At 65.8% G+C, this 17,640-nt stretch carries 8 protein-coding genes; 5 read left to right on the forward strand and 3 right to left on the reverse strand.

The window, feature by feature from the left end; genetic code table 11:
• Positions 1 to 176 precede the first annotated feature (176 nt).
• The 5 genes from IPI67_13280 to IPI67_13300 all read left to right on the forward strand — a co-directional run bounded on the left by IPI67_13280 (position 177) and on the right by IPI67_13300 (position 14,135).
• Positions 177 to 4,160 carry a hypothetical protein gene (locus IPI67_13280; GenBank protein ID MBK7581174.1) on the forward strand — a complete coding sequence of 1,328 codons (3,984 nt, stop codon included), beginning with the start codon at positions 177 to 179 and terminating at the stop codon, positions 4,158 to 4,160.
• A complete protein-coding gene (locus IPI67_13285; GenBank protein ID MBK7581175.1) occupies positions 4,121 to 4,606 on the forward strand; it encodes a hypothetical protein in 486 nt (161 codons plus the stop codon). Before IPI67_13280 ends, IPI67_13285 begins: the two co-directional genes overlap by 40 nt.
• 17 nt (positions 4,607 to 4,623) lie before the next feature.
• Complete coding sequence (locus IPI67_13290) at positions 4,624 to 6,282, forward strand: hypothetical protein (GenBank protein MBK7581176.1); 1,659 nt, start codon at positions 4,624 to 4,626, stop codon at positions 6,280 to 6,282.
• A complete protein-coding gene (locus IPI67_13295) occupies positions 6,279 to 13,748 on the forward strand; it encodes a hypothetical protein (protein ID MBK7581177.1) in 7,470 nt (2,489 codons plus the stop codon). The genes IPI67_13290 and IPI67_13295 overlap by 4 nt, the downstream gene beginning before the upstream one ends.
• A gap of 162 nt (positions 13,749 to 13,910) precedes the next feature.
• Complete coding sequence (locus tag IPI67_13300; GenBank protein ID MBK7581178.1) at positions 13,911 to 14,135, forward strand: hypothetical protein; 225 nt, start codon at positions 13,911 to 13,913, stop codon at positions 14,133 to 14,135.
• Between the two features lie 659 nt (positions 14,136 to 14,794).
• Here the strand turns inward: IPI67_13300 and IPI67_13305 are convergent.
• From IPI67_13305 to IPI67_13315, 3 genes are all read right to left on the reverse strand, one after another.
• Positions 14,795 to 14,995, reverse strand: a complete 201-nt coding sequence (locus tag IPI67_13305; GenBank protein MBK7581179.1) for a hypothetical protein — start codon at positions 14,993 to 14,995, stop codon at positions 14,795 to 14,797.
• A 1,342-nt stretch (positions 14,996 to 16,337) separates the two neighbouring features.
• Complete coding sequence (locus IPI67_13310; GenBank protein ID MBK7581180.1) at positions 16,338 to 16,661, reverse strand: hypothetical protein; 324 nt, start codon at positions 16,659 to 16,661, stop codon at positions 16,338 to 16,340.
• Between the two features lie 370 nt (positions 16,662 to 17,031).
• Entirely contained in the window at positions 17,032 to 17,232 is a 201-nt protein-coding gene (locus IPI67_13315) for a hypothetical protein (GenBank protein MBK7581181.1), read from the reverse strand.
• Positions 17,233 to 17,640: the final 408 nt, after the last annotated feature.

Genomic DNA, 17,640 nt, shown 5'->3' on the forward strand with positions numbered 1-17,640 from the left:
TTGTTGTCCCTGCCGCGCTGAGCTGCGGAGCCGACCCCGGGCCCCAAGAGTCGAGCGGGGTGGTTGTATCCGGTCTTCAGATCCCGAGCGTCAGCCCAATCCCGTGCAGGAGTAGGGCTCAGTTGCTCAACAACGGGAAGCTCCTTCCCCCCTCCTGGTCGGGGGATGCCGAGCCGATGTTCGACGGGACGGCCACTGACCTGCTGGCTGCTGACGCGCTCGTGCAGTGTGCCGCGGCGCGCGTGGATGCCGAGGGGAGAATCAAGCCGAACTTGATCAATCACGACCAGTACTCCGCGACCTTGGTCAAGAAGATGAGGGTCGCAGTGCCTGCCGGCGCGCTAGCAGACGACAACGGAAAGCTCAAATGGTCCACGGAGGAGGCCTGGAAGTTCGTGCGCACCAGGCCGGAGTGGAACTGCGATCCGGTCACGATGACCCCCGGCCGGCCCGTCTCGTTCAAGCTCGACGGCGGAGTGAGGGAAGACATCCCCGACAAGTTCAACCAGCCCGAGCACTTCGCGGCGGGCGCAAATGACGCGAGCAGCGACCTGCGCACGGCCGGCATGAACTTGTGCATTGCGCAGTACCTGCGAAAGGCGTCACCCGGGGCGTCGTCAGGGCAGACCCTCCTGCTCGATGATGCCGAACAACGATGGCTGCTAGAGGTGATCCGCGAACGGACCCAGATTGCGATGCTCCATTACGCGCTCCTCGGCGTCGTCTTCGCGAAGCCAACCAGCTACGTCTCCATCGACAAGGCGGAGCAGACGCCTCCGGAGAGGACCATCCCCTTGCTCGAGTGGTGGGGGTTCAGTTGCGGCGGCGTCGGCTGTCAACCAGAGAACAATCGCCTCTTCGGGATGGGCCGTGACTTCGCGACGGCGGTGCAGCTGCACTCGGTCGTTACGGAGGAGCTCGCGCAACTCCTCGCTCGAAGCGGCAGCGCGGCGCTCCCGCGTGGCGGAAAGGCCGAGACTCGGGCGGATGAAACCTGGGGTCCCGGGGCGTGGAAGCAGCGCCTCCATGCGCTTCTATATGGAGGCGATCCGCTCGCCATCGAGTCCGGCGGCCCGTGGGCACATCCCCTTGGCACTTGGGTCCCGGCGGGGCTTTCAGAAGGCGACTGGCCTGACGCAGCGCGCGTCCCAAATTTCCGAACGGAAATTCAAGAACCGCAGGTGAACGAGCTCCTGGTCCTGGCGCGTCGCTACGACCGGTTGAAGCTCAACGTCACCAGTCCCGTTGCTTGCCTCGACTACGACCTTACGGCGAGCGCGCAGCTGCTATACGACTACGTGGAGGCGCACCTCCGGCGAGACGCGTGCTTCGTGCAGCTGCCTGGTGGTGGGTGCGAAACGGCCATCGACAACCTGGTTCCTGTGCCGGGGACCGCGCTGGAGCAGATGTTGCTCTGGCGAGACCATCGCATCACGCGGGAGCACGCCACCACGTTGGTCAAGCACCTAGCCGAGCTCTTGACGTTCAAGGGCAACTGCCTGCCTGCTGGGATGGATGCGAACGACTCCCGTTTCGGACCGCTGAACATCGACGGAGCGCTCAGCATCACCGTGGCTCCGCCTGTCATTCTGTCCATCGCGCAAGACGCGCGGTTTGTTCAGCCACCGCTGCAGGAATCGGCGCCAAAGTACACCCGCTTCGCGGGTTTCAGAATCCCCGACCCGGTTGAGATCCTCCCGCTGGCTGATTCTGGCAAGCAGGGCTTTCACGGCTGCGGAACGGTTGGCGCGTGCCCACCAGGTGGCCAGGTCACCGTCTCCCAATCCACGGAGGCCAAGCGCCTGATGGGTTCCGTCTCTGCGCTCGCAGCAGTACGCCGGGCACTTCTGGGTACGGTCGACTACATTGCATCGACGCCTACGGCTCAGAAGGCTCGTCTCAATGACTACTTTGCTCTGAGGGGCCAGATTCTTGGAGTGATTGGAGGGGCAATCGGGGACGAGAGCTTTGCGCTCCGCCCGTGGGTCGTGGCTGCAAACGGGGACACGGATATCGCGGTTTTGACTGTCCCTGTGACCACCAGCACGGGGAGCAACGAGCTCCGAACGATGTGGAACATCGAGGGTACGATCGCGGCGGAGGACGAGTCGTTCTGGCCAGATGGTGTCTGGAACCGCGTCTGCGCGCTGGAGAACCCACTCGCTGGCAACCTCGCCGCGTACCCGCAAACGAAGATCGGTTTCGCCCCGGGGCTGGACCAATTGATCGACCAGGCTGCTGGGGCCTTCACGTGCGGCTCGGCCCGCCGCGCTCCAGCCGTCGAAGGCGGACCGAGTAGGTGGGCAGGGTTCGTCGCCACGCGAGGGCCCAATTGGGATCTCTCTGTGAACCGGGTGGCACCCACTTTTGTCGCTTCGCACCAAGAAGGTGCACAGTTCTCCCACCGTCTTCTCGGGTCCCAGTTCCGGGCCTGGGCGTCGGTGCAGAACGTCCGCCAGGGACAATACCTGGCGACTGGCGGGACGTTGGGCACCTTTGCGGTGCAACAGAACGAGCACAGACAGGGCAACCCGGTTGAGCCGCGCTACGACGCGTTCGGGTACCCGACAGATTGGGTGCCTCCCCTCAGCGCCGAGCTGGTGGGCGGGCCGGCCGGACAAGACAGCGCGACCTACTTCCTGGGCCTTGCCAAGTCCAGCTCGCAAGAGGCCACCGCTGCTGTGGAGAAAGCTGTCGACGACCTCATCAAGACGGAGCAGGACGAAGTGGCCGAGGCTGCCGCCGCGGCGAAGGCCCAAGCGGGCCTGCTCGAGGACAAGCAGGCACTCTGTGGCACGAATCCAAGTTGCGACGTTCTCCTGGTGACCAGACCGCTTGACCCGACCTGGTATCCCAACAAGCCCGTGAAGCAGGTGGCGTGCCCCACCGATCCGAAGACGGACGCTGAGCTCAGCAAGGCAATCGATTGCCTCGTGTCCACGGTCGTCGAGAGCTACTTCACGATGCAGCTGAAGATCGCCAAGCCGGTTTCGGATTCGATCAAGGCACCGTCGCCCCCGAGCTTTGCGGAGTTCTCTGGTGGCTCGCTTCAGCAGGCGTTCATCGACCAGTGGTCGGCCATCAAGGCGCCGGACGAAAACTTCAAGGTGCTCGTTACCACCGCCAACGCCGCGAAAGCGCAGATGGTGGTGGCTCAGGCCGTTGTGAACAAACTGCAGATCCAACAGCGTGAAGCATGCGGCGCTTGGGGGACAATCAAAGGACACGCTTCAGGTATCAGTGTCGGGTTCCCAAGCGGCGTGAGCTACAGCCCTGGGGGCGCAATCAACCAGCAGGAAAAATGCCAAAACCTTACGCTCGAGATCGGCGTACAGAAGAAGCAGGTCATCGCCACTCAGATGGAGGCACTTGCAGCGATCGGGAGCGCCATCAAAGGAACGGTCGATGCGCAGACGGCGATCGTGAAGTCCTCGGCACAAGTCGACCTGCTGATGAACCAGCGTCGCTTGGCCGATGCTCGCTATGAGTTGGAGAGCAAGCTCGCGTCGCAGACGGCCGCGACCTCCTTCGGTCTCTCTCGGCGATTCCGTGCCTACGACCTGTGGCGAGCCAAGGCGCTGGTCGAGAACTCCAGGCGCTACGCGCTCGCGGCTCGCCGCGCCACCGAGGCGCGCTTCGTGGTGGATTTGTCGCATCTCAACCAGCCTGAAGCATTCGTGGGAAGCCCCGCGACTTGGGCCGACGAAGTGTACGAATACGACCTCAGTCTCCCCGGTTCGGTCGGGCTCGCCACCGGCGAGAATCAGCCGGGCGGCATCTACGCCAACAAGGTCAAGGACTACGTAACGAACCTCGAGAGTTTCGTGAGCGGATACGCCGTGACTCGACCGGCGGCGGTCGCGAAAGATGACATCGACGTCCTCACGCTGCCCGGACTCTCATCGGACAGTCCGATATTCATCGACACTTTCACCGGAGAACCGTGCGTGGACCCGCCGCCTTCGACGTGTGTCAAGGCCTACGCGAACCGGGGAACTGGCAGGTCCACTGCAAGGCGAGCAATACCTGGAGAGAGCTCGATCCTGGCCTTCCCGCGAGTCAAGCATGCGGATACGTGTGCAGCGCGTGTGACCCACCGGTCAAGGACCGCGCGGATGTCATGCGGCTCGAGTTCTCGCTGGACCCTTGGGGACGGCTGAACGGTTCCATCACGAATGAGCCGTACCAGAAGCGCTACAACGCGCGTTGGGGGCTCTTCGCGGTGAACGTCGTCGGCACCGGCGTCAAGGATTGCAAGCTCGCAGTCGACCCGCTCGGCTGCTACTCGCAAGGCTTCTTGCCCTACAACTTGACACACGTCGGTCCCGCCTGGGTCACGGATCACGACGAAATCTGGCGGCAGCAGGGTGTGCCGTTCGGCCGCGTCGAGGGCGGCAAGGCTGTTGCTGCGGAGCTCTGGCTCGATCCGCTCAAGGACGGTTGGTCCACCAGCTACATCTCCGCGGTCAAGCGCTCTGAGTTCGAAGTTCGCCCGCTCGGCGGGGCGTACGAGCTCGAGATTGCGCTCGGGCCCGAAGTGCAGATGGATCGCGTGGAGCGCATCCAGGTGCTCATCGGCTCAAACTACTGGGTCAAGCAGCAGTAGTCGCACCGGGTGCACCCATGACCTGGCGCGACTCACCTCGAGCGTGGATCCTCGCGGCGGCCGGACTGGCTGCCGCGAGCGCGGCCAACGCCTGCGGTCCCGGCGGCGGCGGCGGAAGCGGCGGGTCGTCCACAGGCGGCGCTGCCGGCGCGGGCGGCGTTGCCGGCATGGCCGGCGCCGCCGGCACCACCGGGGGCGCGGCCGGCAGCGGTGCCGCCGGCAGTGGCGCTTCGGGTGGTGGCGCCCTTGGCGGATCGGGCGGCGTTCCGCTCGGTGATGGCGGAGACACAATTCCGGAAGGCGGTTTTGACGCGCCCGCGGACACGTCCGATGGCGGCCCTGTCTCCGTCGTCTGCGGCGACGGTATCCGCGGCCTCGACGAAGAATGCGACGACGGGAACACCGCGAACGACGACGCCTGCACGTCGGCGTGCCTGGTGAACGATTTCCTCTGCGTCACTCCAGTGCTGAACGACTCCGGCAAGCCCGCGTCCGGTCGCTACCTTGGCGAGGGCCGGCACCCCGTCGCCGCCGACGCCGATGGCTTCGCCGTGGCCTACGTCGAGCCAGGCTTTGCCCCGCCGCGCATCGCGCTGAACGCCTTTGATCCCAAGGGCGTGCGCATCGGGAACCCACTGCTGGTCAGCACCGGCACCAAGTCGAAGCCGCTGCTCTTCAGCTCGCCCGTTGTGGCGCCGCTCCCCGGCGCGAAGTACGCCGCGGCGTGGACGGACTTCGACGGGGACGGCGACGCACTCGGTGTGGCACTCCGGCTAGTCGAACCTCCGAACGCACCGTCGGGCGAGCCCGCCCATGCGAACAAAACGACGGCGTTCTCGCAGTCCGACCCGGATGTGCTCTGGACTGGGACGGACCTCGTCGTCGCCTGGGTCGACGATTCCGACGCGGTCAAGGGGCCGGACTTGCGATACCGCCTGTTCGATGCGGCGCTGAACCCGAAGGTGCCGACGGATCCGGACCAGACGTTGGCCGAATCGCCCAACGGCGAGGCCGCTGTCGCGCTGGGCATGTTCGGCACGACCTGGGCCGCGGCGTGGCGCGCGACCGGCAGCAACGGCTCCGAAACCATAGAAGCGAAGTCCGGTACGACGACTTGGTCGGTGGGCCCTCACGCCTCGGCTGGAACCGAGGACAAGCCCGCGCTGGTTGAGCTCGACGCATCGACCTTGCTCGTCGTCTTTACGGTTGGAGACGGCGGCTCCGGCGCCGGGTCGAAGCTCCGCGGGGCTTTGCTCGGGACGAGCGCGCCGGGCCTCACCGCATCGATCGCCCTCGACACCGGCGTCACCGCGGCGCAGAGCCATCCGAACGGTGTCCGAGTTGGCTCTCGGATGTATCTCTCGTGGCGCGCGGCCGCGGCGTCCGGGGATCCGAAAGCGGAGGAGCTCTGGCTGCGTGAGCTGCAGTGGAGCGGATCGTCAATCACTCTGGGCACGCCTCTTCGTCTCCCGAGATGGGACGCGCACACCGCGGGTGACCAGCGATTCCCCGCGCTCGCAGCGAGCCCGCTTGGGCCCGAGGGCGCTCTCGTCACGGCGTGGGACGACTACGGTCTCGTGTTCGGGAAGGACGAGGGTGCCCCCGACGTCGTGGTGGAGCTCATCCCGGTTCCGGCCCTCCGCAAGAACCTGCTGATCGACGGAGGTGCGGGGTGAGGCGCGGACGCTTCGTGCTCGCGGGCGCTGCGCTGGTCGGCTCGTGCGTGGCCATGACCAGCGGCCCGGACGCGCTTGCGAGCTCGCCGGACAAATCGCCGCCTGTCGCGGAGTCCGAGAGTGAGGTCTCGACCGAGGCGCAGGCCGAGGCTGAACTCCCCGCCGCGGAATCCTCGGAGCGCCAGAGCTCCCAAACGGTTGCTCGAAACAAGAGCGAAGCGAAGGTGAGTACGAAACCCGTCACCGGCGTGGACGTGTCCTCGACACCGGTGGCGCCCGCCGTACCGCTCCAACCTGCAGCCTTGCCGAGCGGCGCCGACAAGAGCGGCGTCACGAGCCAAGCCATTTCGCTGCCGAGCACGAGCGGAAGCGTTCAGGGCATGGGTGAGAGCTTCTCCGCCCAGCTCTCGACGGGAATCGCCACGTTCAGCGTGCCGTTTTCGTTGCCCTCGGCGCGCGGGGCGGCTCAGCCATCGCTCGGCCTCTCGTACAGCTCGAGCGCGGGCTTCGGCGCTGCGGGCGTCGGCTGGGATCTTCCGGTGCCGTTCATCGCACGGCAAACGGATCGAGGCGCCCCGAAGTATAACGATGGGACTGGCTGGCACCCCGAGCGGGACCGCTTCGTGTTCAACGGCGGGCAGGAGCTGATCCCGATCTGCACCGTCGGTCACGCGACGCTGGGTTGCACAGGGAAGCTCCAGACCGGGGAGGAGCTCCCGGCGTGGGCTACCGGGTGGGAGTACTACCGTCCTCGCGTTGAAGGGTCGTTCCTCCGATTCTTCTGGAACGGCAACAACACGTGGCGCGTGCAGAGCAAGACCGGCGTCACGATGGAGCTCGGCGCTCCGCTCAACGAGACCACGTACACAGCCGGGCTCGAGCGCAACCCCGATGCTCTAACCGAGATCTACCGCTGGCACCTCGTCCGGCAGTACGACACTCATGGCGACGCCAATCCAAAGAACGTCGTGGTGTATCGCTACACCCAAGATTCCGGCCGCGCGTACCTGACGGACATCTACGACACGACGCCGAAGGCGAACCCAACCACGACCACGTTTGCCGATTTCGCGCATCACACGCACCTCGCCTGGCAGGTGCGCCCCGACCCCACGTTCTCGTTCCGTCCCGGCTGGCGCATCGACCAGCGCTGGCGTCTCGCGACGGTCGAGGTCGCCAGTAAGACCTTCGACGGCACAGGTGGATTCAAGCGTGTCCGCAAGTATCACCTGACCTACAACGACTCGTTCCACGTCTCGTTGCTCGAGAAGGTCGAGGTCGAGGGGCGCTGCTCGGGAAGCGAGGCGTCTGCGCCTGGCGAAGGCGACGCGCAGGCGTGCACCCAGCTGCCGCCGATGACATTCGAGTACACGCACGTCAAGCCGCAGCCCGGGAAGCTCGGGTTCGAGGACTTCGTGGAGAAGCAGCTCTCCCTCGGCTCGAGCCCGAAGTACTCGCTCGACGAGGCGCTCACGGATCTGTTCGACGTCAACTCGGACGCGTTGCCGGACGTGGTGGTCACGGCACCGGCCCTGTTCAACGGCAAACACGGTCTCTTCGTCAGCGGCGCTGCCGGCGCCACGACGAACCCGCTCGGCCTGGGGTTCAGCGCGACGAACATTGCGGTCGATCCTACCGGAATCCCTGCCGGCACCGACGAGAACATCCTCAAGCTCTCGAACACGAATGTCTCGGTGTTCGATCTGGACGGTGACGGGCGCGCGAACCTCGTGCACATGCCGATCGCCAAGAAGTACGAGGTGCTGGCGCCGGAGCTCGTGAACGGCGTGTGGCAGTGGAGGGGCCGCTCGATCGAGACTGCATCCAAGCAGGACGTGAAGATCGACTTCACCAACGAGAGCTCGAAGATCCGCGTTTTCGACGTCGACTCCGACGGTCTCGTGGACGTCGTCGTCACGACCGGCACGCAGATTCAGACGTTCTTCGCCCTTGGGCGCTACCCGGGGCAGGACGGTCAATTCGGCAAAGGCACGCGCACCGGGCCGGAGAGCGCGACTGTATCCAACGACCCGGTGACCTCTTGCCTGCCGTGGAGCGCGACTCCGATCCAGTTCAGCGACCCGGATGTCTTCCTCGGCGACATGAACGGCGACGGCATCACTGACATCGTGCGCGTACGCGCCGGGGAGATCCGGTACTGGCCGGGCCGTGGGAACGGATTCTGGGGAGCGGGAATTCGCAACAACTGCCCCTCCGGGACGTTCGGTCAAGACCGGCACATCGCCATGACGTCGAGCCCAAACTTCGGGGTCGTCGGCGACGGCAAGCTCCTGCTCGACGACGTGAACGGCGACGGGCTCTCCGATCTGGTCGAGGTCCGGTTCAACGCCGTGGACGTCTACCTGAACGTGAACGGCGAGTCCTGGACCGACCGGCACATCCTCTACAACACGCCGCCCAAGCCGGCCGCGACGGACCGCGTGCGCCTGGTCGACGTCGACGGCTCGGGCACCCGCGACATCCTCTGGGGCGACGGCTACGACTACAAGTACATCGACCTGGCGGGCGGCGTGCGCCCGTGGCTGCTGGCCAAGGTCCAAAACGGCCTCGGCAAGACGACTGCGGTCGAGTACTCCAATTCGACCGCGGAGATGCTCGCGGCCGAGGCGACCCCGGCGAAGTGGACGACGCGCATGCCGACCGTGGCCCACGTCGTCAAGAAGGTCACCGAGCAAGACGGCCTCGGCGGCGCGTACGTGACCGAATACACCTACGGCGATCCGGGCTTCGACGGCCAGCAGCGCGAATTCCGCGGATTCGCTCGCGCGACGGCCCGCCGCGTCGGCGATGTGAACAGCCCGACCGACATGACAGACTCGCGCTTCTTGCTCGGCGAGTGTGTGGACGAGACGCCGACCAACACTACTACCGAGTGCTCCTTGCCCGAGCGGTGGCGGGACAATCCTCGTGAGGCGCTCAAGGGGCTGCCGTGGCTGACGGAGCGCCGCGACGAGAGCGGGCGCTATTTGCAGACCGAATCGAACCGGTACGTGCTGCGCGAGCTCTACAAGGGACTCGATGGGCGCGTCGTACGACACGCCCACGTGGTGGAGACCAGCCAAACGCTGTACGACACCGCCCAGCCCACCACCGCGTCCGCGGCGACGTCCGTGAACGCGGTGACACTCGACGTCGCCGGCACCACGACAGACGACACACCGGTGAGCGTGCCGAGCCGTGCGAACGCGGGCTTCGCCCGGACGCGCTCGACCTTCGTGGTGGATGGTTTCGGTAATCGTACGCTCGCCAAGGCCTTCGGGTGCGAGAGCGGTGATGCGTGCCCGGCGGCAGACGAGGAGATCTGGCAGCACACTCTCGCCGCGCTGCCGCCGGGTGATCCGACGAAGTGGAACTGGCGCACGAGTCGGAGCTTCGTGACCGGCAAGAACCACGGCACAACAGAGTGGAAGGACACGCAAAACACCTACGACGCGAACGGAGATCTCATCTACGTCCACGCCCAGCTCACTGGGTCGTTGGGAGTGGATCGCTCGGTCGCCGGTTCAGTGCCGACAGGCCTGTCCACCGACGGTCTCAAGCTCGTCGCCAACAAGACCTACGACCAGTTCGGCAGCGTCACCGACGACGTCGCGCCCGTTGGAGGCGGGCAGACTGAGCGCTGCCGGCAGATCTCCTACGACACTGCCTTCGCCGACCTGCCAGTCACCGAGACCATCTTCCGCGGAGGCTGCGGCACCGCCCCGCTGACGACGCAGGCCGACTTCGACCGCGGATTCGAGCTCGCCTCGGAGGTGAGGGACTGGAACGCGCAACCCGCGAGGATGACCTACGACCACTTCGGACGCCTGACGGCGCTCACCCGCCCGCTGCCCGGTGGCGGCGCGGGTACGGTCGAGACCGTCAAGCTCGCCTACTTCCTGCCACTTGATCTGAAAAAGCCGTACTCGGCGATCCACTCGATGACCCAGGACGGGGGCGGGCCTGCGGACCCGAAGTACCTCGAGTCGGTTTCGTTCGTGGATGGGATGGGTCGTACGCGCGCGACGTTGAAGGAAGCCGACAAGGCCGCTGGCGATGGCGGCGATTGGGTCGCCGGCGGGTTCGTGGACTTCGACGCGAAGGGCGCGCTTCGCAGGAAGTACCTCGAGGTCTTCTTCACTGGTACGTGGCAGTCCTTCGACGCGAGCGTCGCTCCGAGCGCACCCTACGGCCGCCAGCGCTACGACGCCTTCGGCCGGCAGCTCCAGACCTTCGACCTCGACGGCACGGTTACGCTTCAGAGCGTCTACCACGCGTTGAGCACGGACCTCTTCGATGCGGCCGACATCCTCCCCGGCCCACACCAGGGCACGCCGGCCACGGAACGTCGCGACGGACACGGCCGCACCGCGGTGGGCACCGAGCGCTTCCGCGAGAATGGCTCGATCATCGCGCGTGAGACCCGCACGACCTATCTCCCAACCGGGGAGCCCGAGGTCATCGAGCGCGTGCGCGCCGGCACGAACGACAAGGTCGTGCGCTGGATGCGCTACGACACCCTCGGGCGCATGGTGCTCAACGTCGAGCCCCACGCCACGATCGGGTTCAGCGCGAATCCCACGGCAAACCCCGACGTCGGCCAAGGCATCAAGGCGTGGCGTTACGCCTACAACGATCAGGGCGAGCTCCGCGCGACCAGCGACGCGCGCGGCTGCGGCTCGAGCTTCTTCTATGATGGTGCCGGGCGCCTAGCAGGCGAGGACTACGCGCCCTGCATCACGGGCCAGCACGAGGCCTACAGCGCGCCCACGGTCTCCACCCTGACCGGGCTCGAGGTCATCTACCTCTATGACGCCGCTCCAGCGACTCCGGTCACCGGGCTCGAAGCGCCCGTAGGCCTCTCGACCGGCTTCTCGCTCGGCCGCCCCGTCGCCGTGTTCGATCGAGGCTCGGCCGTCTGGAGCCGATACGACGCGCGTGGCCGCAAGCTCGAAGAAGCCGTGCGGGTTACTCGGCCGGGGATGACCGGGCCACTCGCGGGGCGATACGCTCCCCGGTGGTACTACAAGACTGTCGCGTTCGACGCCGCGGACCGCGAGGTGAAGGCCAGCACGGGCGCCACGGTCCCCGATCTGCTCGGCACAAACAGCGAGAGCGCAGTCGAGACGACCTACACGGACCGCGGCGCTGTCGGCAGTGTGGCCGGGAGCTACGGCTCACTGGTGAACAAGGTTCACCGTACCGCCGACGGGCTCATCGAGTCGATCGAGTACGGGGATATCGCGAAGACCACGACCGACTTCTTCTTCGACAATCGCCGGCGCCTCAAGAACGTTCAGACCTATCGTGGTCCTCCGCCCGAGTGGTCGGCATCGCCCGCGGTCATTCAGCCCGCGCCGCTCCCGGGCTCGCTGCCGACGTTCCAGCTCCTGCTCCAGGACGAGGACTTCGCATACGACTCGGTCAACAACCCCGTCGAGATCCGTGACTGGCGCATCGCCGACGAGTGGCCCGCCGGAGCGAAGCCCGTCACGCGAAAGGTCCAGTACGACGACCTGAACCGCGTTCGGCGTGTGGACTACCAGTACGCGGCCGGCGACGACACCTGGACCTCGCCGTTCGATGCGGAGAACAGCGGCACCGCCGCACTCCAGGATCCGCGCCGCGCGACGCCGAGCCCGCACTCGTCGTTTGCCAAGCGCCCGCTCTGGCAAGCGTTCGAATACGACTGGCTCGGGAACACGTCCAAGACCGACGACGACGTTGGCGGCTTCTACGACCGCTCGCTCGGTTCGATCACCAACAACCTGACGAACGGCAAGCCGTACCAGCTCGCAGGCGCCAGCAACAAGAGCGGCACTTCCACACACAAGGGCGAGCTCAGCGCGAAGTATGACGCCGCCGGGCATCTCGTTCGCCTCGCCCTCGAGCGCACCGGGCCGTGCCTGCCAACCCCCGGCGGCTGCAGTCAGATCTTCGAGTACCAGTGGGACGAGGTTGGCCGCCTCGCCGAGGCCGCGCGCTGGGACCTGCCCACCGGCACGGCGCCGCCGGCCGACGGCATCCCGACGGGTGCGGTGCTCGGGGCGAAGCTACGTCACGCCTACGACGCCGGCGACCAGCGAGTCTTGAAGACCGCGATCGCTTCGGACGGAGCGGAGCGGCACACGGTGTACGTGTTCGAATCGCTCGAGCTGCGTCGGGCGGCCTACGGCGTCTTCGGAAGCGTCGATGACGCCGACTACGAGCTCTCGAAAACCACCGAGGTCCCGTACCTCTTCGCAAACGGCGTCCGGCTCGCGCGCATCGCGTGGGAAGACCTCGACGTGCCGAGCATCGGCCAGTCACACCTCCACGTGCTCTTCGAACTCGGCGATCACCTCGGCTCGACGAGCGTGGTGCTCGACCGGGCAACGAGCGAGCTCGTCGAGCGGAGCACGTTCCAGGCGTACGGCGCTGCGGAGAGTGACTATCGGCCCGCGAGGTGGGCGGGGTTCAGGGAGGATTATCGGTTCACTGGGAAGGAGGAGGATGTCGAGGTCGGGCTCCAGTACTTCGGGAAGAGGTACTACGCGCCGCTCTTGAACCGGTGGGTGAGTGCGGATCCTTTGGCGGTCCACGCGCGCGGTGGGGACCTGAACCCGTACGCGTATGTAAGTGGACGGGCGCTGAAAGCCACAGATCCGTTGGGACTCGAAGAAACAGAGAACAGCTCCTTCGAGGCATTCGTACAGTACTCCGATGCCAGCGTGGGCAGCGGCCAGACCAGCGCCGCCGGCGAGCAGGCGCGCACGAACGCAAGCTACACTCCTGCGACGCCGTTGCCCGCACGGGCCGAAGCCAAGACTCCGACGGCAGGTACGGGAGGCACCGCTCCCGACATCAAGTTGTCGGAACAGCGGCTGGATCAGCTTCGCTCTGCATCAGAAGCACTGTTGTTCCTGCATGACTACGACATCCCAGTCGAGCACCCCGCCATGGACATCGGCGCGGAACTCAGGCAGGCGCACGGTGGCTCCGAAGGCGCCGGCGGGTCACAGTGGCTGCCGGACGTTCCGCACTATGCGCTTCGTGTAGGCAGTGTTCGGCATAACCTTGAGCTGGCCGCCGCCCCCAGCCAGCGCTCGTTGGTTGGCGCTGTGGCAGAGGCTGCCCCGTTGCGGCCGTACGGCGGGCCGGGAGGGGGTCATCACGTTCCAGCAAAGAGCGCGTTTGTCGGCGCGCCCGGGTATGATCCCAACGCGGCACTCGCCATCTCGAATGAGACGATGGCCAACCTCGGCGTCTCGCACAGTGCCGTCACTGGCGCACAAATGACCGGGTACCGAGCGTTCGCGCGGACAGGCGCCGAGCTTACGTGGGAGAGTGTCGCGGACATCGAGACAAGGGCGTTGATAAGGGGCAACATGGACCCAGGGATGGCAGAATCGACGGTTAGTAGGGCAATCAAGGGCCTTCAGGAAGCCGGAGTCGCGGCGCCGACGCGGATCCCTTGGGGAGGCTGAGGCATGCCGAGTCCGGAAATCGAAGAGTTTGCCAAGACGCTTGTCGAGCAGGTAAGGGATGCGGCGATTCGAAGTTGCGATGGCCAGCTACGCCCGAATGCGGGCTCGCCGATCGCCCAGCGATGGCGGCAGGGGGCCGGTGGGGCTGGAGTCCCCCCGAGCGTGGTGATTCCGGACTGTGTCGACGAGGCGGTCTTCTATCTGCTTCAGGCGATCGATCAGGGCCTGCTCCAGCTCACATTCAGGAGCAGCGACGGGAAGATGGTCGATCTACCGCGGGATGGGCTCGGTGAACTTTCCGGTTGGTACATGGGTAGTGGCGGGTGGCGAGCGATGTACTCAAAGGAGCGCTTCGAAGACGACTTCGCGGACCTAGATGGGGGCTGAAGAGGCCGGTCATCAAGTCTTCGACATGGCCGGCCTCAATGCACACCCCATGCACACCCCACCTTCGAAACGGGACGGAACGCCCAGGCACGCGTGGTCACGTAACCTCGCGGATTTGTAACGGGTCGACACGGCCCGTCACCCTCTTCGGCTCCTTGCCAAGGTGGACGTCGAGAGTTCGAATCTCTTCTCCCGCTCAAGCAAAGCAGAAAAGAATCAGCCGGTTGGCGTGGATGCGCTAGCCGGCTTTTTCGAACTTGGCACCACCTCCGATCCGAAGCACCACCTGAAGCACCACCTACTGTGGGAAACGCACCACTTTGGTGCACTCGATCACTACCCGAGTCGACCCCGCGCGCTCCGAACAAGCTGATGACGCGCCCGATGCTCTCCGCTACTGCTCGTCGGGTTGGATGTTGCCGGCCAAACTGACGTCGCACGAAACTCCAAAACTGACGTCGTAAAGATTTCCGAAGAAGCTCGCGCTGCCATCGCAATTCGCGACTGAAACGGTCGTAGGCGCAAGATGCCAAACGACCAACGCCATCGTAGCGCTGGTGGGCACCACGACGGCGCTGGCCGCGTGCAGCGAAGTCGCTACTGCGGCAGGTCGACCTCCCTGCGCCAGTGTGGCTGGAGCAAGACGCGGTTGATTTGCTTCAGGTCGACGGTTTTGGTGCGGTCGCGCACGGCTTCGAGCAGGGCGCTGAGGCAGAGGTTTCTGGCGCGGCGCAGGACGCCTCGGACGAGCGGACGATGAGGCTGAGCGCGTCGTCAGTGAAGGTCGAGTGGGCGAGCGCCACCTTGTCGAGCTCGGCGCGGATGAAGTCGGCCACGCTGTCGGGTGCGAGCTTCTGCATCAGGACCGAAGTAGGTGACGCGGTTCTTGATGTCTTCGTTGACGGTGAGGCCCAGGCGGCTGAGCAACTCGGGCTGGGCGACCAAGACAGGCAGTGATTCTTGGGGAAGTCTTCGAGCAGCCGGATCCGGCGCAACGCGAGACGTCCATCAGGTGCGCGTCGTCGATGATGGGCGCGAGCATCTTGCCCGATGCGTTGAGCCGGCGCGCCTCTTCGATGAGTCGTTTTCGCAGCGGAAGTCGGCCCCGTCCGGCTCGATCTGAAACGCCTCGACAGAATGCGCAGCGTGCTGTGGTAGGTGTGCAGCGTCCGATTGACGACGGGCGTCATGGGGCGCTTGGGATCGTGCTGGCACAGGGCGTGTTTGATGACGCTCTTGCCGGTGCCCGGCTCGCCGACGATGACGCACAGGCCTCCCTGCTGGCAGTGGACGCAGGGTGTCGAGCACTTCCCCTCTGGTGCGGCAACAGGGTCAGACTCTCCGCCGAGAATGGGTCTTTCGCCAGACCGAAGTGAGCGCGGATCACGACTGCACCTCGCCGGCGGTCGCGCGCCGGCGCGTTCGCGTGAGCTGTTTTCGAGGGGCTTTCGGTCATTGGCGACGAAGTCGACGGGGCGTGCCTCGCCCATGCGCTCACCTTTGAAGTACGATGGCGCGGTCGAAGTGCAAGCGATCGAAGCGGACCTGGATCTTGCGACTTCCGGAGGTCGCGCGGCGCTTCGAAGCGGGTGTTCTTGAGGAGAAGGTGTTGTCGGCAAGGACGGTGCGATTTTGCTCGACGAAGAACAACTCGTCGTTGACGTCGCCCGGCGGCAGGAAGCGGATGCGGCTGAGATCGAGTCGAAGCGATCGATGGGGCGCATGCCGAGGAGCTGTGCTCGCTCTGGTGGTACTCGTCCTCGCCCAAGCGGTGAAAGCTCGGTTGAGGCGTCGAGGCTCGACAGGTCGAGCTGCCGGCTGAGAAGCTCATGCGGACAGTGCGGAAAAACCGCTCGATCTTGCCCTTGGCGGCGCCGTCGCGCGCGGGCGTGTGACACAGGATAGCGCCGATGCGCTGGCAGACCTGACTCATGCTCCAGCGAGGTAGTTGCTGCCGTTGTCGACGTGAAACTCGCACAGGCCGCGCTTGTAGAGCGCCTCGCGAGACCTCGAGCAGAAGTTCGGTGTTGTCGGCGGGAAAGAATTGCCCGTGACAGCACACGCGGCTCGCGTCGATCAGAAACGCGATCAGCACAACTTGCACCTGCCCGCGCGCCGTGCTGCACGTAGGGGCCAAACATCGTGTCGGCCTGCCAGAGTTCATGTGGCGTGCGCCTTGGCGAAACCAGCCGGCGCTGTCTTTCACTTCGGCGTCGGGCTTGAGCAGCTCGTGGGCCCTTGACGACGCGGCGGAAGGTGTTCGGGGCGATATGCTCGCGCTGTCAGCAAGCCGTGCTCGATGCAGGCGCGGTAGACCGCCGTCACGTTGGGCGGGCCGCGGAAGCTGCCGCGCACCTGCTCTATGGCTTCGAGCACCTCCTCGGGCGTCGTCTTGCGCGTCTTGCCCTTGTCTGAGCGGGTCTTCGGCTTCACCGTCGTGATGCCGTTTTTCTCGTAGCGCGAGTACCAAGTCTGGATCGTGCGCCAGGTGAATTGGAAGCGCTGGCCATCCTCGTCGAGGAACATGGCCTGACGTGGCGAATGCGCGCCACGATGCTGTTGCCTGCGGCGCCGATTCGATGGCGCCGAGCACCCGCATCTTCAAGTAGCTGCTGACTCGTTTCATGTTGGGTCCTTTCAGGGGCGCGCGGCGCCGCCCGGACGTCTACGGCGAGCCGCGTTTGGGATCCGGATTGCCGTCTGCTGTTTGTTGTGTGCGCCCGGTTCGAAGGCGCCCGCAGGCTACTGACGCAGTGTGGATGGCGCGCGGAGGTGACGATGGCGCGATCAACCGTCGAAAGCCCACGCGCTGCAGGCGGCCCTGAAAACCGGATGGGGCTCAGTCTTGCCAGAGCCAATCACGACGCGCAGGTGCGCCCACAGCTGCGCCAGCGGCTCACGCGCCGTGCTCGGGGTGCCCGTCGCCTCGCGGGCACAGGCGGGCGCGGAGCGCGCTCTGCGCCTCGCACAAGCGCTCCCAGAGTCGATACCGCTCGACAGCGACAGCGCGCCGCCCGCCGCGCGCAGCCACGCTGTCCGCCTGCTGAGCCCCGGACAAGACGAGCTGCAAGAAGACCCAGAGCGTGAGCGTGCGCACGAGAAACCGGCGACCACGGTCGACAGCTTCACCGAAAGGTCCGGCCACACCGCGTTGCCTGCCGCGGTTCGAGCAAAGAACCGCCGGCCGCGCACCACGATCTCGGACCCGCGCTCCGCGCGTAACCGCGCAGGAAGCCGTGGCCGATGGGGCTCGGTCCGGCGGCAATGCGGACGCGATGAGGCGATGCCCTCGAGCACCGCGCCGAAGCGCGGCGTCGGAATCTGCGAAGCGCGGAGGGCCGAGCGGGCGGCGCAAGGGCAGGCTGCCCTATCGATGCCGACTTCTCACGTCAAAACACCAGCCGCCGCAAGCCCGAATTGTCGGCGTTTTCCATGCGCCCACCATCCGACGTCAATTCGGGTGAATTCCGAGCTGGGGCTACGACTGGAGTGCGGCTTTCAACAG

The organism is Myxococcales bacterium, assembly GCA_016706225.1.
In the GTDB taxonomy this organism is placed as follows: domain Bacteria; phylum Myxococcota_A; class Polyangia; order Polyangiales; family Polyangiaceae; genus JADJKB01.

Bases quoted from the DNA above. Each gene is read 5' to 3' on its own strand.
- IPI67_13280 (MBK7581174.1), top strand. From the start codon at position 177: ATGTTCGACGGGACGGCCACTGACCTGCTGGCTGCTGACGCGCTCGTG.
- IPI67_13285 (MBK7581175.1), top strand. From the start codon at position 4,121: ATGCGGCTCGAGTTCTCGCTGGACCCTTGGGGACGGCTGAACGGTTCC.
- IPI67_13310 (MBK7581180.1), bottom strand. From the start codon at position 16,661: ATGTTCCTCGACGAGGATGGCCAGCGCTTCCAATTCACCTGGCGCACG.
- IPI67_13305 (MBK7581179.1), bottom strand. From the start codon at position 14,995: ATGCAGAAGCTCGCACCCGACAGCGTGGCCGACTTCATCCGCGCCGAG.
- IPI67_13290 (MBK7581176.1), top strand. From the start codon at position 4,624: ATGACCTGGCGCGACTCACCTCGAGCGTGGATCCTCGCGGCGGCCGGA.